Origin of the sequence: Geodermatophilus sp. CPCC 206100, from assembly GCF_048569675.1 — a bacterium.
GTDB lineage: Bacteria > Actinomycetota > Actinomycetes > Mycobacteriales > Geodermatophilaceae > Geodermatophilus.
The window spans coordinates 36,135-62,530 of sequence record NZ_JAQISV010000019.1 but is presented as its reverse complement, the minus strand read 5'-3'; the positions used below and the strand labels follow the sequence as shown (position 1 = coordinate 62,530).

General features: G+C 75.1%; 23 protein-coding genes, 2 tRNA genes and 1 pseudogene. 20 read left to right on the top strand and 6 right to left on the bottom strand.

Annotated features, from left to right (window positions below):
* From PGN05_RS11125 to PGN05_RS11115, 3 genes and pseudogenes are all read left to right on the top strand, one after another.
* Positions 1-338, top strand: a pseudogene (locus PGN05_RS11125) (hypothetical protein); the annotation flags it as partial.
* 105 nt (positions 339-443) lie between these two features.
* Positions 444-517: transfer RNA gene (locus tag PGN05_RS11120), tRNA-Ala, on the top strand.
* Between the two features lie 174 nt (positions 518-691).
* Entirely contained in the window at positions 692-2,458 is a 1,767-nt protein-coding gene (locus tag PGN05_RS11115; protein ID WP_419752600.1) for a PQQ-dependent sugar dehydrogenase, read from the top strand.
* A 7-nt stretch (positions 2,459-2,465) separates the two neighbouring features.
* On the opposite strand, the gene PGN05_RS11110 is transcribed toward PGN05_RS11115, so the two are convergent.
* Positions 2,466-3,566, bottom strand: coding sequence for an aminotransferase class V-fold PLP-dependent enzyme (locus tag PGN05_RS11110; protein WP_419752599.1), 1,101 nt, complete (start codon positions 3,564-3,566; stop codon positions 2,466-2,468).
* Between the two features lie 156 nt (positions 3,567-3,722).
* Here PGN05_RS11110 and PGN05_RS11105 point away from each other — a divergent pair, with 156 nt between their 5' ends.
* Positions 3,723-4,115 (top strand): RidA family protein, encoded by a 393-nt coding sequence (locus PGN05_RS11105; protein WP_419752598.1) that lies wholly within the window; start codon positions 3,723-3,725, stop codon positions 4,113-4,115.
* On the top strand, positions 4,105-5,196 hold the full coding sequence (locus PGN05_RS11100; protein WP_419752597.1) for an aminotransferase class V-fold PLP-dependent enzyme: 1,092 nt from the start codon (positions 4,105-4,107) through the stop codon (positions 5,194-5,196). The genes PGN05_RS11105 and PGN05_RS11100 overlap by 11 nt, the downstream gene beginning before the upstream one ends.
* 10 nt (positions 5,197-5,206) lie before the next feature.
* Here the strand turns inward: PGN05_RS11100 and PGN05_RS11095 are convergent, their stop codons facing one another.
* Both PGN05_RS11095 and PGN05_RS11090 read right to left on the bottom strand, forming a co-directional pair.
* Complete coding sequence (locus PGN05_RS11095) at positions 5,207-6,001, bottom strand: enoyl-CoA hydratase/isomerase family protein (protein ID WP_419752596.1); 795 nt, start codon at positions 5,999-6,001, stop codon at positions 5,207-5,209.
* 110 nt (positions 6,002-6,111) lie between these two features.
* Positions 6,112-7,638: a dolichyl-phosphate-mannose--protein mannosyltransferase gene (locus PGN05_RS11090; RefSeq protein ID WP_419752595.1), complete on the bottom strand. Its 1,527-nt coding sequence runs from the start codon at positions 7,636-7,638 to the stop codon at positions 6,112-6,114.
* 103 nt (positions 7,639-7,741) lie between these two features.
* Between PGN05_RS11090 and rsmI the strand changes: the two genes are divergently transcribed.
* Positions 7,742-8,581, top strand: a complete 840-nt coding sequence (gene rsmI, locus PGN05_RS11085) for a 16S rRNA (cytidine(1402)-2'-O)-methyltransferase (protein WP_419752594.1) — start codon at positions 7,742-7,744, stop codon at positions 8,579-8,581.
* 137 nt (positions 8,582-8,718) lie between these two features.
* The gene (locus PGN05_RS11080) at positions 8,719-9,591 is read left to right on the top strand and encodes a DUF559 domain-containing protein (RefSeq protein ID WP_419752593.1); all 873 of its coding nucleotides are present in this window, start codon (positions 8,719-8,721) and stop codon (positions 9,589-9,591) included.
* A gap of 78 nt (positions 9,592-9,669) precedes the next feature.
* Here the strand turns inward: PGN05_RS11080 and corA are convergent, their stop codons facing one another.
* Complete coding sequence (corA, locus tag PGN05_RS11075; protein ID WP_419752592.1) at positions 9,670-10,791, bottom strand: magnesium/cobalt transporter CorA; 1,122 nt, start codon at positions 10,789-10,791, stop codon at positions 9,670-9,672.
* A 120-nt stretch (positions 10,792-10,911) separates the two neighbouring features.
* Here corA and PGN05_RS11070 point away from each other — a divergent pair, with 120 nt between their 5' ends.
* The 8 genes from PGN05_RS11070 (at position 10,912) to PGN05_RS11035 (ending at position 20,093) form a co-directional block, all read left to right on the top strand.
* Entirely contained in the window at positions 10,912-12,432 is a 1,521-nt protein-coding gene (locus PGN05_RS11070) for an amino acid permease (protein ID WP_419752591.1), read from the top strand.
* Positions 12,433-12,534: 102 nt separating this feature from the next.
* The gene (locus PGN05_RS11065) at positions 12,535-13,161 is read left to right on the top strand and encodes a hypothetical protein (protein ID WP_419752590.1); all 627 of its coding nucleotides are present in this window, start codon (positions 12,535-12,537) and stop codon (positions 13,159-13,161) included.
* Between the two features lie 31 nt (positions 13,162-13,192).
* On the top strand, positions 13,193-14,983 hold the full coding sequence (metG, locus tag PGN05_RS11060; RefSeq protein WP_419752589.1) for a methionine--tRNA ligase: 1,791 nt from the start codon (positions 13,193-13,195) through the stop codon (positions 14,981-14,983).
* 37 nt (positions 14,984-15,020) lie between these two features.
* Complete coding sequence (locus PGN05_RS11055; protein ID WP_419752588.1) at positions 15,021-15,908, top strand: TatD family hydrolase; 888 nt, start codon at positions 15,021-15,023, stop codon at positions 15,906-15,908.
* A 43-nt stretch (positions 15,909-15,951) separates the two neighbouring features.
* A complete protein-coding gene (locus PGN05_RS11050) occupies positions 15,952-16,791 on the top strand; it encodes a hypothetical protein (protein ID WP_419752587.1) in 840 nt (279 codons plus the stop codon).
* Between the two features lie 365 nt (positions 16,792-17,156).
* Entirely contained in the window at positions 17,157-18,260 is a 1,104-nt protein-coding gene (locus PGN05_RS11045; protein WP_419752586.1) for a ubiquitin-like domain-containing protein, read from the top strand.
* A 10-nt stretch (positions 18,261-18,270) separates the two neighbouring features.
* Positions 18,271-19,131, top strand: coding sequence for a 16S rRNA (adenine(1518)-N(6)/adenine(1519)-N(6))-dimethyltransferase RsmA (rsmA, locus tag PGN05_RS11040; RefSeq protein ID WP_419752603.1), 861 nt, complete (start codon positions 18,271-18,273; stop codon positions 19,129-19,131).
* Positions 19,128-20,093 carry a 4-(cytidine 5'-diphospho)-2-C-methyl-D-erythritol kinase gene (locus PGN05_RS11035; RefSeq protein ID WP_419752585.1) on the top strand — a complete coding sequence of 322 codons (966 nt, stop codon included), beginning with the start codon at positions 19,128-19,130 and terminating at the stop codon, positions 20,091-20,093. The genes rsmA and PGN05_RS11035 overlap by 4 nt, the downstream gene beginning before the upstream one ends.
* Before the next feature lie 30 nt (positions 20,094-20,123).
* On the opposite strand, the gene PGN05_RS11030 is transcribed toward PGN05_RS11035, so the two are convergent.
* The gene (locus tag PGN05_RS11030; RefSeq protein WP_419752584.1) at positions 20,124-20,729 is read right to left on the bottom strand and encodes a TetR/AcrR family transcriptional regulator; all 606 of its coding nucleotides are present in this window, start codon (positions 20,727-20,729) and stop codon (positions 20,124-20,126) included.
* A gap of 38 nt (positions 20,730-20,767) precedes the next feature.
* Entirely contained in the window at positions 20,768-21,757 is a 990-nt protein-coding gene (locus PGN05_RS11025) for an acyl-CoA desaturase (protein WP_419752583.1), read from the bottom strand.
* Positions 21,758-21,972: 215 nt separating this feature from the next.
* On the opposite strand from PGN05_RS11025, the gene PGN05_RS11020 reads away from it, so the two are divergent.
* From PGN05_RS11020 to pth, 5 genes are all read left to right on the top strand, one after another.
* Positions 21,973-22,048 (top strand) — tRNA-Gln (locus PGN05_RS11020).
* 46 nt (positions 22,049-22,094) lie between these two features.
* Entirely contained in the window at positions 22,095-23,573 is a 1,479-nt protein-coding gene (gene glmU / locus PGN05_RS11015) for a bifunctional UDP-N-acetylglucosamine diphosphorylase/glucosamine-1-phosphate N-acetyltransferase GlmU (protein ID WP_419752582.1), read from the top strand.
* Between the two features lie 41 nt (positions 23,574-23,614).
* Positions 23,615-24,595: a ribose-phosphate diphosphokinase gene (locus PGN05_RS11010; RefSeq protein ID WP_419752581.1), complete on the top strand. Its 981-nt coding sequence runs from the start codon at positions 23,615-23,617 to the stop codon at positions 24,593-24,595.
* Positions 24,596-24,862: 267 nt separating this feature from the next.
* On the top strand, positions 24,863-25,555 hold the full coding sequence (locus PGN05_RS11005) for a 50S ribosomal protein L25/general stress protein Ctc (protein ID WP_419752580.1): 693 nt from the start codon (positions 24,863-24,865) through the stop codon (positions 25,553-25,555).
* Between the two features lie 50 nt (positions 25,556-25,605).
* Positions 25,606-26,193: an aminoacyl-tRNA hydrolase gene (gene pth, locus PGN05_RS11000; protein WP_419752579.1), complete on the top strand. Its 588-nt coding sequence runs from the start codon at positions 25,606-25,608 to the stop codon at positions 26,191-26,193.
* Positions 26,194-26,396 lie beyond the last annotated feature (203 nt).

The following is a 26,396-nucleotide window of genomic DNA, read 5'->3' as shown; positions in this document are numbered from 1 at the left end:
GCGAGCGGCTGGCCGCCCGCCGTGCCGCCCGGGCCGCCGCCCGCGCCGCACGTCGTCCGGAGCCCCGCCCCGCCGCGCGTCCGGTGCCGGCCCCCCGCCCGGCCCCGGTGGCCGAGGAGGCCCCCGCCCCGGTCGAGGAGGTGCACCACACCGTCGGCCTGCCGCACCCGAGCCTGCCGTTGGCGCCGGTGCACCCGCTGCGCCCGGGCCGCGTGGTGGCCGCCCGCGCCGCGGCGCCCGCGGGCTGGCAGGACAGCGCCGTCGTGGGCCTGGACGACGACGACATCGGCTTCGCCGACATCGACGTCTACCAGCCCCGCAAGGTCGCCAACGGCTGAAGAAGGACCCTCCTGCCCCCCACCGCTCGCAAGCTCGCGGCGGGACCCTGCAGGAGGGCCGGTGGCGGCGCCGGGGCGCGCGGACGGTAAGCTCTCCGTTCGTCAGGGGCTGTGGCGCAGACCGGTAGCGCACCTCGTTCGCATCGAGGGGGTCAGGGGTTCAAATCCCCTCAGCTCCACCCGACATCCACGAAGCCCCGCCCGGGCCACCCGGGCGGGGCTTCGTCGTCTCCGCGGTCCGGGGCCGCTGCGTGCCCGCCCGGCCACCGAGGGTGGGCAACGGCCCGGAGGAGGAGCGGGTCCCGGCGCGGCGGAGTGGCGGGGGCCCGGGCACCGGGGCAGCGTCGCGGGACATGCGTCAGCGCAGCGGGCCCGTCCGGCGGTGGTTCCGGCTCGGCCTCCTCATCGCACTGCTGGTCGGGAGCGCGGCGCTGGCGGTCCCGGCCTCGGCCGCGCCGACCCTGACCCCGGGCTTCGTCGTCCAGGAGCTGCCCAGCGGGCAGGACGAGCTGCTCACCGCCTTCACGTTCCTCCCCGACGGCAGCTACCTCACCACCGGCAAGAACGGCCGGGTGGCGTGGGTGTCGGCTGCGGGGGAGGCCCGCACGCTCGCCGAGCTGTCCGTCGTGACCACCGGCGACCACGGGCTCCTGGGCATCGCCGTCTCGCCGGACGGCGCGACGGTGTACCTGACGCGCACGCTCGAGGTCGGCGGGCAGTGGACGGTCCGGCTGAGCGCGTGGACCCTCCTCGGCGCGCCGGCGCCGACCGGGCTCGCCGACGAGCGGGTCCTCTTCGAGCTGCCGGCCGGTACCGACACCCACGCGATGACCACGGTCGTGGCCGCGCCGGACGGCACGCTGTGGGTCTCCAACGGCGACAGCGCCGACTTCCGCTTCGCCGACCCCCTCGCGCTGCGGGCGCTGGACCCCACCACCGGCTACGGCAAGCTGCTGCACGTCCTGCCCGACGGGCGCGGCGTCCCGGGCAACCCGTTCTACGACGCCGCCGATCCGTCCTCCTGGCAGAGCCGGGTGCACGCCAGCGGCTTCCGCAGCCCGTTCCGGTTCAGCCTGGACCCGGTCACCGGACTGCCGCTGCTGGGCGACGTCGGCTGGGGCACGTGGGAGGAGCTCGACGTCGTCCGGCCGGGGGCGAGCTACGGCTGGCCCTGCTGGGAGGGCGACGTGCCGACGCCGGGCTACGCCGAGCTGCCGGCCTGCCAGGGCGTCGCCCACACCGCGCCGCTGCTCACCTATCCGCACGGCCCGGCCGGCACCGCCGTCACCGGCGGGTTCACCTACACGGGCACCGCCTATCCGCCCGAGTACCAGGGTGTCTACTTCTTTGGGGACTACTCTTCCCAGCGGGTCTACACGCTGCGCCACGACGCCCGGGGCGCGATCGTCCGCGGCACCGAGGCCGACGGGTTCGGCGCGGAGAACGGCGCGCCGGTGGCGTTCGCGCCGCACCCGGAGAACGGCGACGTGGTCTGGGCCGACATCCGGGGCAGCGTCCTGCACCGGCTCGTGTACGCGCCGGGGAACCGCCCGCCGCGCGCGCAGGCCGCGGCCACGGTCGACGCGGCCACCCGCACGGTCGCCTTCGACGGCGGCCGCTCCACCGACCTGGACGGCGAACCGCTGACCCACCGCTGGGACTTCGGGGACGGCACCCTCGGCGAGGGCGCGCAGGCGGTGCACACCTACGCCGGCCCCGGGACCGAGCCGGTCACCGCCACGCTGACCGTCACCGACCCGGGCGGCGCGACCGACACGGCCACCGTGACCGTCGTCCCCGGCAACACCGCGCCGGTGCTCACCCTCAGCGCACCCCCGGGGAACCGGCGCTGGACACCGGGCGAGCCGGTGCAGGCCTCGGCCACGGCGGTCGACGCCGAGGACGGGCCGCTGACCGTGCGGTGGAGCGAGGTCCTGGTGCACTGCAGCGGCGGGCTGTGCCACCAGCACCCGGGGGAGTCGTTCGAGGGCCCCGAGTACGCCCGGCCCTTCGTCGACCACGGCCCGGGCACCCGCATGGAGGTGACCGTGACCGCCACCGACTCGCTGGGCGTGGTGGCGCGGGCGTCCTTCGCCCTGGAGCCGGTCGTGGTGACCTGAGCGGCGCTCAGCCGGCGTCCGGCCGCCCCGACGGGAGGACCGCCCGCAGCGCCGCGGCGAACCGGTCGACGTCCTCGGCGTCGTTGTAGAAGTGGGGGGAGACGATCACCCGGCCGACCTTGTCCGAGACGTCGACCCCGTGCGCGGCGAGGCCGGCGACGACGGCGGTCGAGTCGGCCGGGGCGAAGGTGACGATGCCGGCGCGGGCCCCGTCGGGGGTGATCGGCTGGACGCCCGCCCCGCGCAGCGCGTCGGCGACCTGCCCGGCGAGCGCGTCGACCCGGCCGAACACCCGCTCCCAGCCCAGCTCCTCGAGGTAGGCGGTGCTGGCGTCGAGGACGTAGAGACCCGGCAGGTTCGGGGCCGAGTACTCGAAGGACGTGCTCGGCGGCGGGTTGGCGTAGCTGCGGTAGGCCGGGGTCAGCTGCTCGCGGGCGCGCTCCCGGAAGACGCCGACCGCCGTTCCGAAGCCGGACAGCAGCCACTTGAAGACGCCGGCGCCGTACACGTCGACGCAGGACAGCTCGACCGGGGTGGCGCCGAGAGCCTGGATGCCGTCCACCACCAGCAGCGCGCCCACCTCCCGGCAGGCGCGGCCGAGCACGGTGAGGTCGAGCTTCGTGCCGGTCCACGGGTGCACGTGGGAGACCGCCAGCACCCGGGTCCGCGGGGTGAGCGCGTCGAGGAGTCGCTGCTGGCGCTCCTGCGCCCGGCCCGGGTCGACGCGCACCACCGTGGCGCCGGCGGTCTCGGCCCGCGTCCAGGCCAGCAGCACCCCCGGGTAGTCGTCGGCCGCGACCACCACCTCGTCCCGGGGGTGCCAGTCGACGCTGGCGGCGGCCAGGTTGAGCACCTCGCTGGTGTTGCGGAACCAGCCGACGTCCGCGACCGGGACGCCGAGCAGGCGGGCCAGGCGTTCCCTGGCCCGCTGCGCCGGGCGGTGCCACAGCTGCTGGGCGTCCACGCCGAGACCGGCGACGTCCCGGTAGTACTGCCCGGCCGCGGCGTCCGCCGCCGGGACGGGCAGCCCGACGCCGGCGGACTGCAGGTAGGTCCGCCCCTCGCGGTACGGGAAGTCCGCCCGGACCCGTGCGTGCCACTCGTCCACCGACGCTCCCGTCTGCCCTGTCCCGCGGGATCCCAGCCTCCCCGGCCCATGCGGCCGGGCCGACCCGTCCTCCCACCGCGTGGAAGGGCCGTTTCCCGGCGCGAACCGGTCACCCAGGCTGGGCGCTCGGAGCAGGACGACCCCGGGAGGCAGCACGTGCGACAGGAGATCCGGGCCGAGCGGCTGCACCCGCCGATCGGGCACTACACCGACGCCGTGCGCTTCGGGGACCTGCTGCACCTCTCCGGGTGCGGGCCGACGAACGAGCAGCTGGAGGTCGTGGGAGGCGACGACGCCGGCGCCCAGGCGCGACAGGTGTACGCCAACATCGGCACCGTGCTCGAGGCGGCCGGGGCGCGCCCGCAGGACGTCCTGTCGGTCACCACCTACCTCACCGACCCGGCCGACGCCGCCGCGGTCGACCGCGCCAAGCGCGACTTCTTCGGCGACGCGCGCACGGCCAGCGCCACCGTGGTGGTCGCCGCGCTGGTGGTGCCCGGCGCGAAGGTGGAGGTCCAGGCGGTCGCCGGGCTGCCCGGTGACCGCTGAGGACTGGCTGGCGCGGGTCCGGGCGGGCTTCCCGTACCTGGAGGGGCGCGCCTACCTGAACTCCGGCGGCGCCGGGCTCGCCTGGCGCGGGCAGGCGGCCGCCGCGGCGACCTACTACGACGACGTCGCCAGCCGGGGCGCCGACGGGCAGCGGACCTGGATGCGTCAGGGCGACCGCACGCGGCAACGGGTGGCCGAGCTGCTCGGCGTCCCGGCCGGGGACGTGGGGTTCTTCCGGAACACCAGCGAGGTCCTCAACCTCGCCGCGAACAGCGTCGACTGGCGGCCCGGGGACGAGGTCGTCGTCGCCGACGACGACTTCCCCTCCGTGGTCTGGCCGTGGGTGGCGGCGGAGGCCGCGGGCGGCCGGCTGGTGCGCGTGGAACCCGGTGCCGAGGGCCAGCGGGAGGACCGGCTCCTGGCGGCGCTGACCCCGCGCACCCGCGTGCTGGCGGTCTCGCACGTGCACACGGTGACCGGCACCCGCCTCGACCTGACCCGGCTCGGGCGCGCCTGCCGCGAGGTCGGCGCGCTGCTCGTCGTCGACGGCATCCAGGCGCTGGGCGCGGTCCCGGTCGACCTCTCGCACGTCGACGTCTACGGCTCGGCGGTGTTCAAGTGGCTGCTGTCGGGCTTCGGCACCGGCATCGGGGTGTTCCGGGACCGGGCGCGGGAGCTGCTCACCCCGGCCTACCGCGGCTACCGCAACGCGCCCCCGAGCAGCGCGTTCGAGTACGCCGACCCCAACTACCCCGGTCTGTACGTGCTGGACGCGACGCTGGCCCACCTCGAGCAGGTCGGCTGGCCGCGGGTGTACCGGCGGGTCGACGCCCTCGCCCAGCGCGTCCTCGACGCGGTCACCGCGATGGGCCGCGCGCCGGCCACGCCCGCCACCGCCCGCGCGGGGATCGTCAGCTTCCGCACCGACGACGCGCCGGCGGTCGTCGGGCAGCTGCTGGAGCGCGGGGTGCACGTCGTCGAGAAGAAGGGGTACGTGCGGGTGTCGCCGCACTTCTACAACAGCACCGACGACGTCGACCGCTTCGCCGAGGAGCTGCGGGCTGTCCTGCAGGGTCGGTGAGCGCCGCCGGTCAGCCCGCGCCGCGGAAGTCCGGCTGCCGCTTCTCGACGAACGCCCGCACGCCCTCACGGCCCTCCGGGTCGGCGGCGGACTCGGCGATCATCCGCGCCTCGTCGTCCAGCTGCTGGTCCAGCGTGTGGACGGCGGCCTGCCGCACCAGGGCGCGGGTGCGCACCATCGCGCGCACCGGGCCGGCCGCCACCGCGTGCGCCAGGGAGATCGCCGCCTGGTGCACCTCCTCGTCCTCCACGAGGCGGGCGACCAGGCCGAACATGTGCGCCTCGGCGGCGGTGAGCGCGCCGTTGGTGAGCATCAGCTCCAGGGCCCGGGGAGCGCCGAGGGCGCGGGTGAGCGCCCACGAGCTGCCGCCGTCCGGCGAGTAGCCGATGGCCCCGTACGCGGGCCGGATCTTCGTGGACCGGGCGCACACGACGATGTCGCAGGCCCCCATGAGCCCGACGCCCGCGCCGGCGACCGCGCCCTGCACGCCGGCGACCACGGGCACGGGCGTGTACAGCAGCGTCCGGATCACCTGGTGCCAGTCCCGCGCGAGCTGCCCGACGTAGCCGCCGGGGTCCTCGACGGAGGCGAAGGCCCGCACGTCCCCGCCCACGCAGAACCGGTCGCCGTTGCCGAGCAGCAGGACGGTGCGGGTCGATGCGGGGCGATCACGCAACGCCGCGGCGAGCTCCTCGGCCATGAGCGGGTCGAGGGCGTTGCCCGTCTCCGGCCGGTCCAGGGTGATCCGCCAGACGTCGCCGTCCACCTCGGTCAGCACCCGCGGTCGCTCGTGTGTGCTGGTCATCGCCGTCCCTCCCGTACCGGTGCAGTCACCGTAGGGGGCGCGACGCCGTCAGGCGCGGGCGGACAGCAGGGTCGGGCACCCCCGCGCCGGGGGCGCCGGGAGGTCCGGCGTCAGAACCAGGAGGGGAACCACATCCGGTCCAGCCACTCGGCGTGCGACAGCGGCTGCCCGGTCAGCACGGGGAAGAAGTAGGCGAACGTCGCCGCGACCACCCCCACGTAGAGCGCGACGACCGCCAACCCCGTCTGGCGGCGCCACGGCTCCGCGCCGGGCCGGCCCAGCACGTCCTGCAGCACGAGCACCACGGCGAGCACGAGGAAGGGCACGAGCGGGGCGGTGTAGAACACGAACATCGTCCGCTCGGGGCTGAGGAACCACGTCCCCCAGCCCGCGGCGATCGCGGTGGCCGTCACCAGCGCGGCGGGGTCGCGACGGGCGACCAGCCGCCAGGCCAGCCAGACCAGCGCCGGCGCGAACGCGAACCAGAGGGTCGGCGTCCCCACCATGAGGATGTACCGGACCACCTGGTCACCGGCTGAGTCGGTGAGCCCCTGCGGGTTCCACAGCAGGATGGGCCGGCCGTTCACCAGCCACGTCCACGGCCCCGACTCCCACGGGTGCGGCGTCGACAGGCCGCTGTGGAACCGCAGCCACTCCGCGTGCTGGTGCCACAGCGAGCGCAGCGCGTCCGGGACCCACGGCACGGCGGTGTCCGGGTTCTGCTGCGCCCACGCCTTGCCCTGCGAGGTCTCGCCGAGGAACCAGCCGGTGAAGCTGGCCAGGTAGGTCAGCACCGGGACCGCGGCCAGCGCCCACAGCGCCCCCGGCAGCCCGCGCCGGGCGGCGGTCCACGTGGGACGGCGGGCACCGGCCTCGCGCCAGGCGGCGCGGTCCCAGAACAGCGACAGGACGGCGAACAGCGCGAGGAAGTACACGCCGCTCCACTTGACCGCGCAGGCGCAGCCGAAGAGGAACCCGGCCGCCAGCCGCCAGCCGCGGGGGCCCAGCGCGAACCCGGCGCCGGCCCGCTCGCCCGCTGCCCGGACCCGCGCCCGCACGTGGTCCCGGTCGACCACCAGGCAGGCGACCGCCGAGACGACGAACGCCTGCAGGAACACGTCGAGCAGGCCGATGCGCGACAGCGTGAAGGCGATCCCGTCGAGCGCGAGCAGGACCCCGGCGACCAGGCCGAGGAACGTCGACCCGGTGAGCCGGCGGGTCAGCCGGGTGAGGACGACGACCGTGACCGTGCCGGCGACCACCGACGGGATCCGCCAGCCCTGCGAGTCGTAGCCGAACAGGTGGATGCCGCTCGCGATGAGCCACTTGCCCAGCGGCGGGTGGACGATGAACGTGTAGCCGCGGTTGTACTCGTGGCCCCACTCGAGCAGCTCCCGCGCCTCGGGCGGGTAGTAGGCCTCGTCGAACAGCAGGTCGCCGGGATAGCTCAGGTGCCACAACCGGCTGAGCACCGTGGCCAGGGCGAGCACCGCGGTGAGCGCCCACGACAGCCACCGGTCCGGGGGCAGCGGCGGGGTCCCGTCGCGGCGCGGGCGGGGCAGCGGCCAGCGGCGCACCGTCGTCGGGCGGGCCCCGCCGTGTCCCGCGCCCGCGCGCTCGGGAGCCAGCACCGCCATGGGGTCAGGGTAGTGACAGGGCCTGCCCGCCCCCGGTCCTCGCGAGCTCGCGCCGGGCCCCTGCAGGCAGGCCCACGGCGATCGGCGTGACAGGCTCGGCCGCGTGACCGGACGTCTGGTGCTGGGTGGGGCGCCGCTGGGGCAGCCCGGGGACGTCGGCCCGCGGCTGCGGTCGGCGCTGGCGACGGCCGACGTCCTGGCCGTCGAGGACACCCGCCGCCTGCACCGGCTGGCCGCCGACCTCGAGGTGACGGTGACCGGGCGGGTGGTCACCTTCCACGAGTCGGTGGAGCGCGCCCGGCTCCCGGGGCTGCTGGACGCGCTGACCTCCGGTGCGACAGTGCTGCTGCTCACCGACGCCGGGATGCCGTCGGTCTCCGACCCCGGCTACACGCTGGTGCGGGCGGCGATCGACGCGGGGGTGCCGGTCACCTCGGTCCCCGGGCCCTCGGCGGTGACGACGGCGCTCGCGGTGTCGGGTCTGCCGGTCGACCGGTTCTGCTTCGAGGGGTTCCTCCCGCGCAAGGGCGGGGAGCGGCGGTCGCGTCTGACCGGGCTGGCCGACGAGCGCCGCACGATGGTCTTCTTCGAGTCCCCGCACCGGCTGGGCGACGCGCTGGCCGACGCGGTCGAGGCGCTGGGTCCCGATCGCCCGGCGGCCGTCTGCCGGGAGCTGACCAAGACCCACGAGGAGGTCCGCCGGGGCACCCTCGCGGAGCTCGCCGCCTGGGCCGTGGACGGCGTGCGCGGGGAGATCACCCTGGTCGTCGGTGGCGCGCCGGCCGGCCCGGTGGCGCTCTCGCCGGCCGAGCTGGCCGCCGAGGTCGCCGCGGAGGAGGCGGCGGGCGCCACGCGCAAGGACGCCATCCGCGCCGTCGTCGTCCGGACCGGGCTGCCCCGGCGCACCGTCTACGACGCCGTCGTCGCCGCCAAGTCCCCCTGACCCCCTGCCCGCCGCCCGCGCCCGCACCGTGTGCACACAGCGTGATCCGGCGGGCGCCCGAACCGCGAGATGTGCACACGACGCTCCCTGTGGACGGCCGGGAGAGGCTCGCCAGCCTGATCGGCGAGCCTGCGCGCATGCCGACGGCGACCCGCCTGCCCGACCCGCTGCGGAACCGGGTGTTCCGGGGGACCGACGTGGTCCGGCGGGGGCTGCTCACCCCTGCCCAGCTGCGCGGTCCCTGCTGCCGTCGGGTCTACCGGGACGTCTACGTCGACGCCCGGGTGCCGGACACGCACCGGCTGCGCGCGCGGGCAGCGGCACGGCTGCTCCTCCCGGGCGCCGTCGTCTCGGGGCTCAGCGCCGCGGTGCTGTGGGGTGTCGACCTCGCCGACGAGCGGGACGACGTCGAGGTGGTCCTCCCGCCGGGATCGCACCCGCGACGGATCCCCGGCGTCCGGGTGCGCCGCATGCCCCTCGACCCGGCCGACGTCCGGCTGCTGGACCGCGTGCGGGTGGTGTCCCCGGTGGCGGCGACGGTCCGCGCGGCGGCGCTCCTCGAGCCGGATGACGCGGTCGTGGCGATCGACCGGCTGGTCACCGCGGGCGTCGTCGACCTGGCGGCGGTCCGCTCCCGGGTCGCCGCGCCGGGAGCTGCGTCGGCGCGGGTGCGACGAGCCTGTCGTCGTGCGGACGGCCTCGCCGAGTCGCCCCAGGAGACGCGGCTGCGGCTGCTGATGGCGGACGGCGGGTTGCCGGTCCCCGTCGCGCAGTACCGCGTCCGGCACGAGGGCCGGGAGGTGGCCCGGGTGGACTTCGCCTGGCCCGACCTGCGGGTCGCCGTCGAGTACGACGGGGCGTGGCACGCTGAGCCGGGCCAGTTCGCGAGGGACCGGAGGCGCCTCAACCGCCTCCAGGCCGCCGGCTGGACCGTCGTCTTCGTCACGGCCGCCGACCTGCACCGGCCCGCGGAGGTGCTGGCCACCCTGCGGGCGGCGGTCCGGCGATGACGGGATGTGCACGCAGCGCGGTTCCGGTGCCCGCCCGTTCGCGGTGTGTGCACACGGCGCGCGGAGTCGCCGCCGGGGTCAGAGCCAGCCGTTGCGCTTGAAGCCCCGGTAGAGGGCGACGCACACCGACAGGATCACCAGCAGCACCATGAAGTAGCCGTAGCGCCACTTCAGTTCGGGCATGAACTCGAAGTTCATCCCGTAGATCCCGGCGATCGCCGTGGGGACGGCGATGATGCCGGCCCACGCCGAGATCTTCCGCATGTCCTCGTTGTCGGCCTGCGACGTCCGGGCCAGCGACGCCTGCAGGATGGACGTCAGCAGCTCGTCGAGCCCCGACACCTGGTCGCGCACGCGGATGGCGTGGTCCTCGACGTCGCGGAAGTAGGACCGCATGGCCTCGGGGACGACGTCGATCTGCCGCTCGGACAGCTTCTGCAGCGGCACCTCCAGCGGGGACACCGCCCGGCGCAGCGACATCAGCTCCCGCTTGAGCTGGTACAGCCGCCCGATGTCGTCGGAGCGCCGGTCGCTGAACACCGCCGCCTCCAGCTCGTCGACGTCCTCCTCCACCGCGCTGGCGACGTCGACGAAGGCGTCGACCACGTGGTCGGCGACCGCGTACAGCACCGCCGCGGGCCCGAGGCACAGCAGGTCGGGCTGGCTCTCCATGGTGTGCCGGAGGTCGGTCAGACCGCCGTGCTCCCCGTGCCGGACGGTGATCACGTAGTTCGAGCCGAGGAAGACCATGACCTCGCCGGTGTCGACCACCTCGCTGGTCGCGGTCAGCTGGTCGTGCTCCACGTAGGTCGCGGTCTTGAGCACCATGAACAGCCCGTCGTCGTAGCGCTCGAGCTTGGGTCGCTGGTGGGCGTAGACCGCGTCCTCGACGGCGAGGGGGTGCAGGCCGTACCGCTCGGCGATCGCGCCGAGCTCGACCTCGGTCGGCGCGTACAGCCCCAGCCACACGAAGCCGCCGCGGGCGGTGGCCTCGGCGAGGGCGTCGTGCGGGTGGCTCGCCTCCTCGCGCCGGCCGGCGACGTAGATGCCGCAGTCGACGACCGGGCCCACGCCCTCGGCCCGGGGCGGCGTCGTCCGTGGCGGACCGGCCGGGCGGGGGCCGGCGGGGCGCGGGCGCAGCGCCGGTGTGTCCGCCGACCACTCCTCCGCCGCGCCGCGCGGGGTCTCCGTGCCGGTCATCCGCGCTCCTCTCCCGGTCGGCCTGGGCTGCCAGCGTAGGCATGCGCCCCGGCCCGGACCGTGCGACGCTGCCCGCGTCGAGCCGTGCCGGCCTCCGCCGGCCCGCCGGGAGGGGACGTCGTGGCCGCCAACACGCGCCGGGTCAAGTCCGTCGAGGACTCCATCCGGGACACCGACGAACCGGAACACCGGCTCAAGAAGCACCTCTCCGGGCTGGACCTCACGGTCTTCGGCGTCGGCGTGATCATCGGGACGGGCATCTTCGTGCTCACCGGCCTGGTGGCGCGCGACCAGGCCGGCCCCGCGGTGGCGATCAGCTTCGTGATCGCCGGCGTGGTCTGCGGGCTGGCCGCCCTCTGCTACGCCGAGTTCGCCTCGACCGTCCCGGTGGCCGGGTCGGCGTACACGTTCTCCTACGCGACCTTCGGCGAGTTCGTCGCCTGGATCATCGGCTGGGACCTCGTCCTCGAGCTCGCCCTCGGCGCCGCGACGGTGTCGGTCGGCTGGTCGGGTTACCTCAACCAGCTGCTCGACGACATCGGGATCGCGCTGCCGTCGGCGATCGCGGGCGAGACGGCGACCTTCAACATCCCGGCCATCCTGATCGCCCTCGCGATGACCGGGGTGCTCGTCCTCGGGATCAAGCTCTCGTCGCGGGTCACCGCTGTGATCGTCGCGATCAAGCTGGCCGTCGTCCTGCTGGTCATCGTGGTCGGGCTCTTCTACCTGAACGCCGACAACTACTCGCCGTTCGTCCCGCCGTCCGAGCCCGCCGGCGAGGGGGAGGGCGGGCTGCACACGCCGCTCATCCAGCTGCTCGGCTTCACGCAGGCCAGCTTCGGGTGGAGCGGCGTCCTGGCCGGTGCCGCGATCGTCTTCTTCGCCTTCATCGGCTTCGACATCGTGGCGACGGCGGCCGAGGAGACCCGCAACCCCGCCAGGGACCTCCCGCGCGGGATCATCGGGTCGCTGGCGATCTGCACCCTGCTCTACGTGGCGGTGTCCCTGGTCGTCGTGGGCATGCAGAACTACACCGAGCTCAGCGCGAGCGCGCCGCTGGCCGGGGCGTTCGCGGCCAACGGCCTGACGTTCTTCTCCAGCGTCATCTCGCTGGGCGCGCTGGCGGGGCTGACGTCGGTGGTCATGATCCTGATGCTCGGCCAGTCGCGGGTGCTGTTCGCGATGAGCCGCGACCACCTGCTGCCGCCCGGCCTGGCCCGCGTGCACCCCCGCTACGGGACGCCGTACCGCATCACCATCGCGACCGGCGTGGTCGTGGCGGTCCTGGCGGGGCTGGTGCCGCTGTCGGCCCTGGCCGAGCTGGTCAACATCGGCACCCTGTTCGCCTTCCTGCTGGTCTCGATCGGGGTGTGGTGGCTGCGGCGCACCCGGCCCGACCTCGAGCGGTCGTTCCGCGTGCCGTTCATCCAGGTGCTGCCGTGGGTCTCCGCCGCCGCCTGCCTCTGGCTGATGGCCAACCTGCCGGTCGACACCTGGCTGCGGTTCCTCGTCTGGATGGCGATCGGCGTGGGCGTCTACTTCCTCTACGGCCGCCGGCGCAGCCGGATGGCCACGGGCGAGCGCCGTCCGGCCTCCACCGGCAGCGGCGGCGGCGGCGGCAAGGACGTCTCGCGCGCCTGAGCCCCCCTGAGGGGTGAGGCACCCCGCCGCGGCCGTACAGCGAGCGCCTCCGCAGGCCGACCCGACCGGTGACAGTCGTCCCCGGCCAGGGAGAGCAGCACCGTGGCGAGCACCGTCGTCGACCCCCGGACCACCGGCGTGCCGCCGTCCACCGCCCGGCGGCAACCGCCGGTGGCGGTGCTGGCGGCCGGCGGCATCGCGGGCCTGGAGGCGGTCGCCCTGGTCGCGGGCGCGCTGACCGGCCTGGACGGACTGCTGCTGTCGCCACTGCGGCCCTCGGGCGCGGTCGTCGCGCTCGTCCTCGTCGCGCTGGCCGCCTGGGTCGTGCTGTGCGCCGGATCCGGGGCGCTGCTGGTCGACGGGTCCGGACGGCGGCTCTACACCGGGGTCGCCACCGGCGAGCTGGTGCTCGTCGGCGGCCTGCTGCTCCTGGCCCTCGCCGGTGGACTCCCCGCCCCGACCGCGCTGCCGCTGCCGGCGCTGGTCCTGCTCCTGCTCGGCGTCCCGGTGGGGAAGCTGCTGCTCGCCGGCGCGCCGACGGTGCTGGCCTGGGTGGCCGCCGGTCCCCGGGCCCCGTCCACCCGCCCCGAGCCGGCCTGCGCGCGGCCGGCACTGCAGGCCGCCACGCTGGTCACGATCGGGCTGGTCCTGTGCGCCCTCGCGCTCACCACGCCCCTGGACGGCGGCGGGACCGACGTGCCGGCGACGGTGGGCAGCAGCCAGCCCTGAACCGCTGGACGGCGCTCCGTACGCTCGTGCCGTGACTGATCGGCACATCCTGACCGCCGTGGCCTGGCCCTATGCCAACGGCCCGCGGCACATCGGACACGTCTCCGGCTTCGGCGTCCCCTCGGACGTCTTCAGCCGCTACCACCGCATGGTGGGGGACAGGGTGCTGATGGTCAGCGGCACCGACGAGCACGGGACGCCGATCACCGTCGCCGCCGACGCCGAGGGCGTGTCCCCGCAGGAGATCGCCGACCGCAACAACCGGATCATCGTCGGCGACCTGCAGTCGCTGGGCCTCTCCTACGACCTGTTCACCCGGACGACGACGGTCAACCACGCGCAGATCAGCCAGGAGATCTTCCTGGGGCTGCTGAAGAACGGCTACGTCTTCCCGCAGACGACGCTGGGCGCGATCAGCCCGTCGACCGGGCGCACGCTGCCCGACCGCTACATCGAGGGCACCTGCCCGATCTGCGGCTACGACGGCGCCCGCGGCGACCAGTGCGACAACTGCGGCAACCAGCTGGACCCGGTCGACCTCATCAACCCGCGGAGCCGGATCAACGGCGAGACGCCGAAGTTCGTCGAGGAGGAGCACTACTTCCTCGACCTGCCGGCGTTCACCCGGGCGCTGGGCGACTGGCTGGACAGCCGCCGGGGCTGGCGGCCCAACGTGCTGAACTTCGCCAAGAACCTGCTGACCGACCTCAAGCCGCGCAGCTACACCCGCGACATCGACTGGGGCGTCGCCGTGCCGCTGGAGGGCTGGCGGGACCGGCCGGACAAGCGCATCTACGTGTGGTTCGACGCCGTCGTCGGCTACCTGTCGGCGTCGATCGAGTGGGCCCGCCGGTCGGGGGACGACGACGCGTGGCGCCAGTGGTGGCAGACGCCGGACGCCGACGCCTACTACTTCATGGGCAAGGACAACATCGTCTTCCACGCCGAGATCTGGCCCGCCCAGCTGCTCGGGTACGACGGCGAGGGCGACAAGGGGGGCACCCCGGGCTCGCTCGGCCGGCTCAACCTGCCCACCGAGGTGGTCTCCAGCGAGTTCCTGACGATGGAGGGGCGCAAGTTCTCCTCCTCGCGCCAGGTCGTGATCTACGTGCGCGACTTCCTGGCCCGCTACGACGCCGACGCGCTGCGCTACTTCATCGCCGCCGCCGGCCCGGAGTCCCAGGACACCGACTTCACCTGGTCGGAGTTCCGCCGGCGCAACAACGACGAGCTGGTCGCCGGCTGGGGCAACCTGGTCAACCGCTCGGTGTCGATGGCCGCGAAGAACGTCGGCGCCGTCCCCACCCCCGGCGAGCTCACCGAGGCCGACCAGGCCCTGCTGGCGACGACGAAGGCGGCCTTCGGCCCGATCGGCGACCTGCTGGCCCGCAACCGGCAGAAGGCGGCCGCGGCCGAGGCGATGCGGGTCGTCGGCGAGGCGAACAAGTACCTGTCCGACCAGGCGCCGTGGAAGCTCAAGGAGGACCCGCCCCGCCGGGACACCGTCCTGCACACCGCGCTGCAGGCGATCAGCGACTGCAACGCGCTGCTCACGCCGTTCCTCCCGCACTCCGCGCAGAAGATCCACGAGCTGCTCGGCGGCACCGGCGTGTGGTCGCCGGCGCCGCGGATCGACGAGGTCACCGACCTCGACGACGGGTCGCCCTATCCGGTCATCACCGGCGACTACGAGTCGGCGCAGGCGGTTTGGGCGTCCCGGCCGCTGCAGCCGGGCATCCCGCTGGCCCCGCCCACGCCGGTGTTCCAGAAGCTCGACGAGTCGATCGTCGAGGAGGAGCTGCGGCGCCTGGAGGGCGAGTGACGGCCTCCGTGGCCACGCAGGCCGCCGGGGGTGGCGCGTGAGCCGGTCGGCCGCGTCGCGGGCGAACCGGCGGGGTGAGCCGCCGCCCTCCCCGGAGCCCCTCCCGTCGCCGGCGGTCGACAGCCACACCCACCTCGACATCGCCCTGGACAGCGACCGGCTGCCCGACGAGGCGGCGGTGGACGCCGAGATCGCCGCCGCCGCGGCGGTCGGCGTTCCGCGGCTGGTGCAGGTCGGGGTGGACGTCGGCTCCTCGCGGTGGTCGGCCGAGCTGGCCGCGCGGCACCCGAACGTGCTCGCCGCCGTGGCCGTCCACCCGAACGAGGCCGGCGCCGGCGCCGCCACCGAGGAGGCCCTGGCCGAGATCGATCGCCTCGCCGCGCTGCCGCGGGTGCGCGCGGTGGGGGAGACCGGCCTGGACCGCTTCCGGACCGGGTCCGGGGGCTGGGCGGCGCAGGAGGCGTCGTTCCGGGCACACATCCGGATCGCCAAGGACCGGGGGGTCGCGCTGGTCATCCACGACCGCGACGCGCACGAGGAGATCCTGCGCGTGCTCGACGACGAGGGCGCGCCCGAGCACACGGTCTTCCACTGCTTCTCCGGCGACGCCGCGTTCGCCACGGCCTGCGTCGAGCGCGGCGCCGTGCTCTCCTTCGCCGGCACCCTGACGTTCGGCAACGCCGCGTACCTGCGCGAGGCCGCGGCGCGCACCCCGCTCGACCAGCTGCTGGTGGAGACCGACTCGCCGTTCCTCACGCCGATGCCGCACCGGGGCCGACCCAACGCCTCCCGCCTGGTGCCCCTGACGGTGCGGGCGCTGGCCGGGGTCACCGGGGTGGCGCTGGACGAGCTGTGCGCAGCGCTCACGGCCACCGCCGAGCGGGTGTTCGGCCGCTGGGACGAGGAGCTGCCCGCCGGGCGGTGACGGGTCTGCTCCCGCTCCCCGCCGAAGCGTGGACACTGTGGTCGTGGGTCGCCTCATCGCCGTCGTGCTGTTCATCGCCGTCCTGGTGCCGGGTGTCCTGCTGGCGCGGGCCTGGGCCCTCGCGGCCGGCCGCCGGGCCGTCGCCGCGGCCGCCGTCGAGTTCGCCGTCCCCACCCCGGAGGGGGCGGCCACGCTGCGGCGCCAGGCGCTGCACGGCCGCCGGGTGCGCCGGCTCGGGTTCCTGCTGGGCGTCGTCGGCATCGTCGTCAGCGTGGTGCTGTTCGCCGAGGCCTCGGTGTTCCTCTGGGCGCCCGCGCTGGCCATCGGGCTCCTGACCGGCGTCGTGCTGGCCGAGGCGACCCGGCCCCGCCCCCGGTGGCGCGCCGGAACCCCGCCCCGCCGGCCCCGGCGCTCCGAGCAGATCTCGCTGCTGCTCCTGTGGTCGATGCGGGTGGTCGTGCTCGCCGAGCTGCTGACCGCCGTCCTCATGTGGCAGCGGGGCAACCTGCCCGACTCCGTGGGCTGGGTGGCGCTGGTCGTGCCCGTCCTCGCCTGGCTGCTGGCCGAGGTGGCGCTGCTGCGCGCCGTGACCCGGCCGCTGCCGGCCGAGGGGGCCGACGTGCCGGTCGACGAGGCGCTGCGGACGTGGACGGCGCACCTGGTGGCCGCGGCCGTGAGCGTCCTGGCGCTGCTGCCGCTCGGCGCGCTGCTGCTGGCCGCCGGCATCGACCTCGGCGACCGGGTGACCGAGGGCGTCGACCTGGTGCCCGTGGCGCTCGTCGCGGGCGGGTTCGCCTCGCTCGCCGCCGGCCTGGCGGTGGCCGCCTTCCTGCTCACCTGGCTGCGCCCGGTGCGGTCGAACGACCGCGCGCTGGCCGGCTGAGCCGCCCGCCGCTGCCCCTGGGAGGCGGCCGCCACACTGTGGCCTTGCTCACCGCGCCGATCTCACGCTGCGCATCCGCCCCGCCCGTCCCACCCGGCACGTCGTTCACGCAGCGTGTCGGCGCGTCCACAAGTCGACACCTCGGCCCTCTGGTTCACTCGCTGCGCACCGTTGCCAGGTGCGTCGTGTTCGTTATCGTGTCGTGACCAGCCGGGGTGGGGACCGACCCGGACGGCACCGCGACCGGGAGCGCCAGCTCCCGGTCGACTGCCGTTCGGAGCGGGAACGCGCTCGGGACCCGCCCGCCGGTGGGTCCTCCGTGCGCGCTCACCTCTGCCCGGCTCCCGTGACCCCGTGGATGTGTCGTGCACCGATCGCTGAAGCTCGCCCTCTTCGCCCTCGTCCTGCTCGGACTGGTGGGCGGCTCCCTGGCCTACTTCGCCGCCCAGAAGTCGCTGACGCTGACCGTCGACGGGCAGGCGCGCGAGGTCAGCACCTACGCCGGCACCGTCGGTGAGGTGCTCGAGGAGGAGGGTCTCCAGACGCAGTCGCACGACGTCGTGCTCCCCGACTCCGGCGCGACCGTCGCCGACGGGGACACCGTCGTCGTCAACCGGGCGCGGCCGCTCCGGCTCACCGTGGACGGCGTGGAGAGCGAGGTCTACGTGACCGCCCTGTCCGTCGACGAGGCGCTCGAGCAGCTCGGCTACCGCGCCGAGGACCTCGTGGTCTCCGCCAGCCGCAGCGAGCGCCTCCCGCTCGACGGCATGACGCTGTCGATCAGCACGCCCAAGAGCGTCACCCTCGTCGTCGACGGCCGGCAGGACGTCGTGACCACCACCGCGGCCACCGCGGGCGACCTCCTCGCCGAGCACGGCGTCACCCTCGGCCAGACCGACCGGACGAGCATCTACCCGACGCAGGCCCTGATGAACGGCATGCGGCTGCAGGTCTTCCGGGTGCGGGTGGACGAGGTCACCGTCGCCACCCCGATCCCGCACGAGACCGTCGAGACCCAGGACCCGAACGCCTTCGAGGGTGAGGAGAAGGTGACCCGGCCCGGCGTCGAGGGCGAGCAGAGCACCACCTTCCGGGTCACCGTGGTGGACGGCGTGGAGACCGGCCGCGAGCAGCTGCGCACCGCCGTCACCCGCGAGCCGGTCGCCGAGCAGGTCACCGTCGGCACCAAGGAGCGCCCCGCGGCCTCCAGCGGCAACGCGCCGTCCGCGGACGGCCTCAACTGGGGCGCGCTGGCGCAGTGCGAGTCCGGCGGCCGCCCCAACGCGGTGAGCTCCACGGGCAAGTACCACGGCCTCTACCAGTTCTCGCAGCAGACGTGGAACGCCGTGGGCGGCACCGGCAGCCCCTCGGCGGCCTCGGCCGACGAGCAGACGTTCCGCGCGCAGCAGCTCTACCAGCGCTCCGGAGCCGGCCAGTGGCCGCACTGCGGTTCCCGGCTGTTCGGCTGATCGGCTCGCTCTGACTCCGCCGCCCGAGCACACCGACGGGCTGCTGGGCCCGGCCGCGATCCGCGAGCTGGCCCAGCAGCTCGACCTGCGTCCGACCAAGTCCCTCGGGCAGAACTTCCTGCACGACGCCAACACCATCCGGCGGATCGTCCGGACCGCCGAGCTCACCCCCGAGGACGTCGTCCTGGAGGTCGGTCCCGGGCTCGGCTCGCTCACCCTCGGGCTGCTGCCGGCCGCCGCGCGCGTGACCGCGGTCGAGATCGACCCCCGCCTCGCCGCCCTGCTGCCGCAGACGGTCGGCGAGCGGTCGCCGGCCCTGGCCGACCGGCTGACCGTCGTCGAGGCCGACGCGCTGCGGATCGCCGACCTCCCCGGGCCGCCGCCCACGGCGCTGGTGGCCAACCTGCCGTACAACGTGGCGGTGCCCGTCCTTCTGCACCTGCTGGAGCTGTTCCCGACGCTGCGCCGCGCCCTCGTCCTCGTGCAGGCCGAGGTCGCCGAGCGGCTGGCCGCCGCGCCGGGCGGCGCCGCCTACGGCATCCCGTCGGTGAAGGCCGCCTGGTACGGGGAGGTGCGCCGGGCGGGCAACGTCGGGCGCCGGGTCTTCTGGCCCGAGCCCAACGTCGACTCCGGGCTGGTGTCCCTGGTGCGCCGGCCCCCGCCGCCGGGGGACCGCGCGGCGACCTTCGCCGTCGTCGACGCCGCCTTCGCGACGCGCCGCAAGGGCCTGCGCGCCGCGCTGGCCCGCTGGGCGGGCAGCCCGGCGGCGGCCGAGCAGCGGCTGCGGGCCGCCGGGATCGACCCCGCGACCCGCGGCGAGCAGCTGTCGGTCACCGACTTCGCGCGGCTGGCCGCGACGGTGCCGTCGTGAGTTGGTCGTCCCCGGGCGGCCCCGGACGGCTGACGGGGGACGGCGCCGTCGTGGCCCGCGCGCCGGCCAAGGTCAACGTGCACCTCGCGGTGGGGCCGCTGCGCCCCGACGGCTTCCACGAGCTGCGCACCGTCTACCTGGCCGTCTCCCTGTTCGACACCGTCACCGTGCGCCGGGGCGAGGGGCTGGCGCTCACCGTCACCGGCGAGGGGACGACGGGTAGCGGCCCGGACGCCGTCCCCGCCGACCGCCGCAACCTCGTGTGGCGCGCCGCCGAGCTGCTCGCCGAGCGGGCCGGGGTGCCGGCCGAGGCGACGATCGGCATCGACAAGTCGATCCCGGCCGCCGCGGGCCTGGCCGGGGGCAGCGCCGACGCCGCCGCCGCGCTGGTCGCCCTCGACGCGCTGTGGGGCACACACGCCACCCGGGGGGAGCTCGTGGCGCTGGCCGCGGAGCTCGGCAGCGACGTCCCGTTCAGCCTCCAGGGCGGGATCGCGCTGGGCTCCGGGCGCGGCGAGCAGCTCTCGCCGGTGCTGGCCCGCCGCCGCTGGGACTGGGTCCTCGGGATCGCCGGCGAGGGGCTGTCCACCCCGGCGGTGTACGCGGAGCTGGACCGGCTCCGGGCGGAGGGGCGGGTCCCCGGCGGCGCGGAGCCGGCGCCGCCGGAGCCGGTCATCGCCGCGCTGCGCAGCGGGCCGGTGCCGGCCCTGGCCGCCGCGCTGGCCAACGACCTGCAGGCCCCGGCGATCTCCCTGCGGCCGGCCCTGCGCCGGGCGCTGCGCGCGGCCACCGGTGCCGGCGCCCCGGCGGCGATCGTCAGCGGCTCGGGGCCCACGGTGGCGGCCCTGGCCGAGGACGAGGAGGCCGCGGTGCGGCTGACCGCCCAGCTGGCCGGCGAGGGCGTCTTCCGCACGGTGCGGGCGGTGCACGGCCCGGTGCCCGGTGCGCGGCTGGTCGGCTGAGGCCACCGGGAGCCCGTCGGCCGACGCCGGCTACCGGCGGTCGTCGTCGGCGAGGACGGGGTCGCGCTGCAGGTGGGCCAGCCCGTTGTAGGCGAGGTCCACCAGGCGCGCGGCCACCTCCCGCTTCGCCGGTGCGCGGATCTCCAGCCACCACTGGCCGACCAGCCCCACCATGCCCACCAGCGCCTGGCTGTAGAGCCCGGCCAGCCCGGGGTCGTACCCGCGGACGGCGAACTGCGCGGCGAGGATGTGCTCCACCCGCGCGGCCAGCTCGCCGAGCAGCGAGGGGTGCGGGCCGTGCGCCGTCGTCCCGGGGGAGTCGCGGGACAGGACCCGGAAGCCGTCGGTGTCCTCCTCGACGTAGTCGAGGAGGACCAGCGCCGCCCGCTCCAGCAGCGCCCGCGGGGAGCCGCCGGCGGCGAGGGCCGAGGTGAACCGGTCGAGCAGCTGCTGCATCTCCCGGTCGACGACGACGGCGTAGAGCGCGTCCTTGCCGCCGAAGTGCTCGTAGACGACCGGCTTGCTGACCTCCGCCCGGGCGGCCAGCTCCTCGATCGACGCCGCCTCGTACCCGCGCTGGGCGAACAGCTCGCGGCCGACGTCGAGCAGCTGCCGGCGCCGCTGCGCGCCGGTCATCCGCACCCGGGGGCGGGGAGCGCCCCCGGGGCCGCCGGTCAGGAGGTGGCCGTCGCCGCGGCCTGGCGCTTGGCGGCCAGCCGCACCGGGTCCGGCCACTTGACGTCGCGTGCCCAGCCGAGCTTCTCGAACAGCCAGATGACGCGGGCGCTGATGTCGACCTGCCCGCGCAGCACGCCGTGCCGGGCGCAGGTCGGGTCGGCGTGGTGCAGGTTGTGCCAGGACTCCCCGGCGCTGAGGACGGCCAGCGGCCAGAAGTTGGTCGCCCGGTCGCGGGAGGCGAACGGCCGGCTGCCGACGACGTGGCACACCGAGTTGATCGACCAGGTCACGTGGTGCAGCAGCGCGACCCGGACCAGGCCGGCCCAGAAGAACGCCGACCAGGCCCCGGCCCAGGTGCCGGTGACCAGCCCGCCGACGACGGCCGGCAGGGCCAGGCTGAGGAACGCCCACACCACGAACAGCCGGCTCGCGCGGCGCAGCGCCGTGTCCTTGAGCAGGTCGGGCGCGTAGCGCTCGGGGTTGGTCTGCCGGCGGTCGAACAGCCAGCCCAGGTGCGCGTGCCACATGCCCTTGAGCAGCGCCCTCGTGTCGGTGCCGTAGCGCCACGGTGAGTGCGGGTCGCCCTCCCGGTCGGAGAAGGCGTGGTGCCGGCGGTGGTCGGCGACCCACTGGACGACCGGGCCCTGGATCGCCATGCACCCGACGACGGCCAGTGCGATGCGCAGCGGCCGGCGCGCCTTGAACGAGCCGTGGGTGAAGTGCCGGTGGTAGCCGACGGTCACGCCCAGCAGCGTCAGGAAGTAGAAGCCCACGGCCAGCCCGACGTCGAGCCACGACAGCCCCCAGCCCCACACGGCGGGGACGACGGCGGCCAGCGCCAGGAACGGCACGACGACGAACACGTAGAGCGTGATCTGCTCGACCGCGCCCTTCTCCTTGCCGAGCGCGTTCGCCGGCAGGCCGGCGTCCGGGTCGGCGGTGGGGCGCACCGGAGCGGTGGGCCGGGTGGGGGCAGGGGCGGACAAGCGGCCTCCAGGGCGGTGTCGAGCCGGTCCGGCGACGGTCTCGCGCATACGGAGCCGGGTGCGAGGCCGTAACCTACGGCACCGTAGGTCCGGCCGCCTGTCGGGCTCCTGGGTGACATCCGGGAGTGGTCGGTGCCCCCGTCCGGTCGGCGACCTAGTCTCCAGGGGGACGCCGCCCGGCGTCCGCGCCGCCGGCCGTCGGCGACGCCCGCCAGTGGGGGATGGGGTAATCGGCAGCCCGCCGGCCTTTGGAGCCGGGAAGTCTCGGTTCGAGTCCGAGTCCCCCAGCCACGCCGTCCCAGCCCCAGGCACCGCCGTCCCAGGCACGAGGAGACCCGTGACCGTTCCCACCCGCCCGACCGTCGCCGCCGTCGTCGTCCTCGCCGCCGGGCAGGGCACGCGGATGCGGTCGGCCCGGCCCAAGGTGCTGCACGACCTGTGCGGCCGCAGCATGCTCGGCCACGTACTGGCCGCGGCGGAGCCGCTCGGCGCGGAGCACACGCTGGTGGTGGTGGGGTCCGGCCGGGAGCTGGTCGAGGAGCACCTGGCCGCGATCGCGCCCGGCGCGCGGCCGGTGGTGCAGGAGGAGCAGCGCGGGTCGGGGCACGCTGCCGCCGTGGCGCTGGCCGCCGTCCCGGACCTGGAGGGGCCGGTCCTGGTCGTCAACGGCGACGCCCCGCTGCTGCGGCAGGAGACCCTCGCCGCGCTCGTCGAGGGCCACTCCGCGGCGGGCAGCGTGTTCAGCGTGCTCACCGCCGAGGTCGACGACCCCACCGGGCTGGGCCGGATCATCCGCGACGGGGACGGCGCCCCCCGGGCGATCGTCGAGGAGAGCGACGCCACCGACGCGCAGCGGGCCGTCCGCGAGGTGAACGCGGGCGTGTACGTGGCGAACGCCGCCACCCTGCGCCGGGTGCTCGCGGGCCTGGCCACCGACAACGCGCAGGGCGAGCAGTACCTGACCGACGCGCTCGCCCCGCTGGTCGAGGGCGGGGCGCCGGTCGCCGCCGTCCGCGCCGAGGACCCGGCCGACGTCCTCGGCTGCAACGACCGCCGCGAGCTCGCCGCCCGCCGCCGCACGCTCAACGACCGCGTGCTCGACGAGCTCATGCGCGCCGGGGTCACCGTCGTCGACCCGGCCACCACCTGGGTCGACGTCGACGTCACCGTGGCGGCCGACGCGCTGCTCGAGCCCGGCGTGCAGCTCCGGGGGACGACGTCGGTGGCGGCCGGCGCGGTCGTCGGCCCGGACACCACCCTGGTCGACAGCACCGTGGAGGAGGGTGCCACCGTGGTGCGCTCGCACGTCCTCGGGGCGGTCATCGGCCCGGACGCGACCGTCGGCCCGTTCAGCTACCTGCGGCCGGGCACCCGGCTGGCCGGGCGGTCCAAGGTCGGGGCGTTCGTCGAGACCAAGAACGTCTCGGTGGGCGAGGACTCCAAGGTGCCGCACCTGTCCTACGTCGGCGACGCGACCATCGGGCGCGGGGCCAACATCGGCGCCGCGACCGTCTTCGTCAACTACGACGGTGTGGCCAAGCACCACACGACCGTCGGCGACCACGTCCGCATCGGCTCCGACACCATGCTCGTCGCGCCGGTCACGGTCGGGGACGGCGCCTACACCGCGGCCGGGTCGGTGATCACCTCCGACGTCCCGCCGGGGGCCCTGGCCGTGGCGCGGGCCACTCAGCGCGATGTGGCAGGCTGGGTGCAGCGGCGACGTCCCGGGACGCCCGCGGCGAGGGCCGCCGAGGCGGCCGGGGATGCGCGGGCCGCGGCAGCGGCCGACACTCGGACGACGGCGTCGGAGTAACCGTCGAGACGGCCAACCGAAGAGCAGGGGTACCCGAGCCGATGAGCGCCATCCGGCAGACGACGAGCAAGAGCCTGATGCTGTTCTCCGGCCGGGCGTATCCCGAGCTGGCCGACGAGATCGCCGGCCACCTGGGCGTGACGCCCACTCCGACCGCGGCCTACGAGTTCGCCAACGGCGAGCTGTTCGTCCGGTTCGAGGAGTCGGTACGTGGCTGCGACGCCTTCGTGGTGCAGAGCCACACGGCGCCGCTGAACACCTGGCTCATGGAGCAGCTGATCATGGTCGACGCGCTCAAGCGCGCGTCGGCCAAGCGGATCACCGTCGTCGCACCGTTCTTCCCCTACGCCCGGCAGGACAAGAAGCACCGCGGCCGCGAGCCGATCTCCGCCCGCCTGGTCGCCGACCTGTTCAAGACCGCCGGCGCCGACCGGCTCATGACCGTCGACCTGCACACCGCCCAGATCCAGGGCTTCTTCGACGGCCCCGTCGACCACCTGTTCGCCCTCGACCTGCTGGTCAAGCAGGTGTGCGAGCGCTGGGGCGAGCGCGACATCACCGTCGTCTCGCCGGACTCGGGCCGGGTGCGGGTCGCCGAGCGCTGGACCGACAAGCTCGGCGGCGTCCCGCTGGCCTTCATCCACAAGACGCGCGACCCGATGAAGCCCAACGAGGTGAAGGCCAACCGCGTCGTCGGTGAGGTCGAGGGGCGGGTCTGCATCCTGGTCGACGACATGATCGACACCGGCGGCACGATCGTGAAGGCCGCCGAGACCCTCTTCGCGGCCGGGGCCGCCGACGTGATCGTCACCGCGACCCACGGAGTCCTCTCCGGCCCGGCCGTGGACCGGCTGAAGAACAGCCAGATCAGCGAGGTCATCGTGACCAACACGCTGCCGATCGAGCCGGCCCGCCAGTTCGACAAGCTCACCGTCCTCTCCATCGCCCCGCTGCTGGGCCGGGCGATCAAGGAGGTCTTCGAGGACGGCTCGGTCACGAGCCTCTTCGACGGCGCCAGCTGACCGGACAGAGCGGCGCGAGAGTCGCGGTGTGGTCGCCGGACACCGGCTGTACCGCGGCTCCGGCGACCACACGGTGCGGACGGCGCCCGCTCGCGTCAGTTACCGCGACAACCGACAGAAGGTGCGTCGGGTACCGTGAGGGGGTTGCCCGGCGAGGGAGACGGTCCGCCCGTACTCCGTGATCGACGTGCGTGTACCTCGCAGTGAGGTGTGCCGCGCCGTGTGCCGGCTCCAGACCCAGATCCACCTCCCGAGGAGCACACCACCGTGGCTGACTACCGCCTCGTCGCCGAGACCCGCACCGAGTTCGGCAAGGGCGGCGCCCGCCGCACCCGCCGGGCCGGCCGCATCCCCGCCGTCCTCTACGGGCACGGCCAGGACGTCGTCCACCTGTCCCTGCCGGCCCGCGAGTTCGCCGCGGCGCTGCGCAACGGCGGCACCAACGCGCTGCTGACCGTCGTGCTCGACGGCAACGAGCAGCTGGCCCTCACCAAGGCCGTCCAGCGCGACCCGCTGACCCGCCAGCACGAGCACGTCGACCTGCTGCTCGTGCGCCGCGGTGAGCGGACCACCGTCGACGTCCCGATCGTCGTCGTCGGCGAGCCGGGCGTGGACGCCATCCCGAACCACCAGCTGAACACCGTCTCCATCGAGGCGGACGCCACCAACCTGCCCGACACCATCGAGGTGGACGTCACCGGGCGGACCGCGGGTCAGAACATCACCGCCGGCGACCTGGTGCTGCCGCGCGGCGCGACGCTGGTCACCGACGCCGAGGCCCTCGTCATCGGCTTCCTGGGTGCCCCCACCGCCGAGGCCCTCGAGGCCGAGCTGGAGGCCGCCGAGGCCGAGGCCGGCATCGAGCGCGAGGAGTCCGCCGAGTCCGCCGAGGAGGCCACCTCCGACATCGAGGGTGCCGTTCCGGCCGACGCCGGCGAGAACACCGGCGTCCAGCCCTGACCGAGAGCACGACCCGCAGGGGCGCCGGCGACGCCGGCGCCCCTGCGGCCGTGTCCGAGGGCCCCTTCCTCGTCGTGGGCCTGGGCAACCCCGGCCCCTCCTACGCGGGCAACCGGCACAACGTCGGCGCGATGGTGCTCGACGAGCTCGCCGCCCGCGCCGGGGTGAAGCTGTCCCCGGGCAAGGGCAAGCGGGCCCGGACGCTCATCGGCGAGGGCCGGCTCGCCGGCCGCCGGGTCGTCCTCGCGCAGCCGACGAGCTACATGAACGAGTCGGGCGGGCCGGTGCGCGGGCTGCTCGACTACCACTCGATCCCGGTCACCGACCTGGTCGTGCTGCACGACGAGCTCGACATCCCCTTCGCCACCGTGCGGCTCAAGCGCGGCGGCGGCGAGGGCGGCCACAACGGCCTGCGGTCGATCTCCCGGTCCACCGGGACCAGGGAGTACCTGCGGGTGCGCGTCGGCATCGGCCGCCCGCCCGGCCGGCAGGACCCCGCCGACTTCGTGCTCAAGGACTTCTCGGCGACCGAGCGCAAGGAGCTCGACCTGCTGCTCGCCGAGGCGGCCGACGCCACCGAGGAACTCCTGGGCGTCGGGCTCGAGGCGGCGCAGAACCTCGTCCACCCCCGCACCTGACGGCGCGTCACCGGGCGTCCCCCAACAGGTGACCCGTCCTCCCGTAGGGGTGAACACGCCTCTGGCGCGTTGACCCCGATCGTCACAGCCTGTGATGGTGACTGCGGTGTCGGGCCGTTGTGCCCAGGGGGAACGGCCCGTCGAGGGCCGGACACCACCCCCTGAGCCGACGTCCCGGCTACGCACCGTCACGCGCGTCCGGG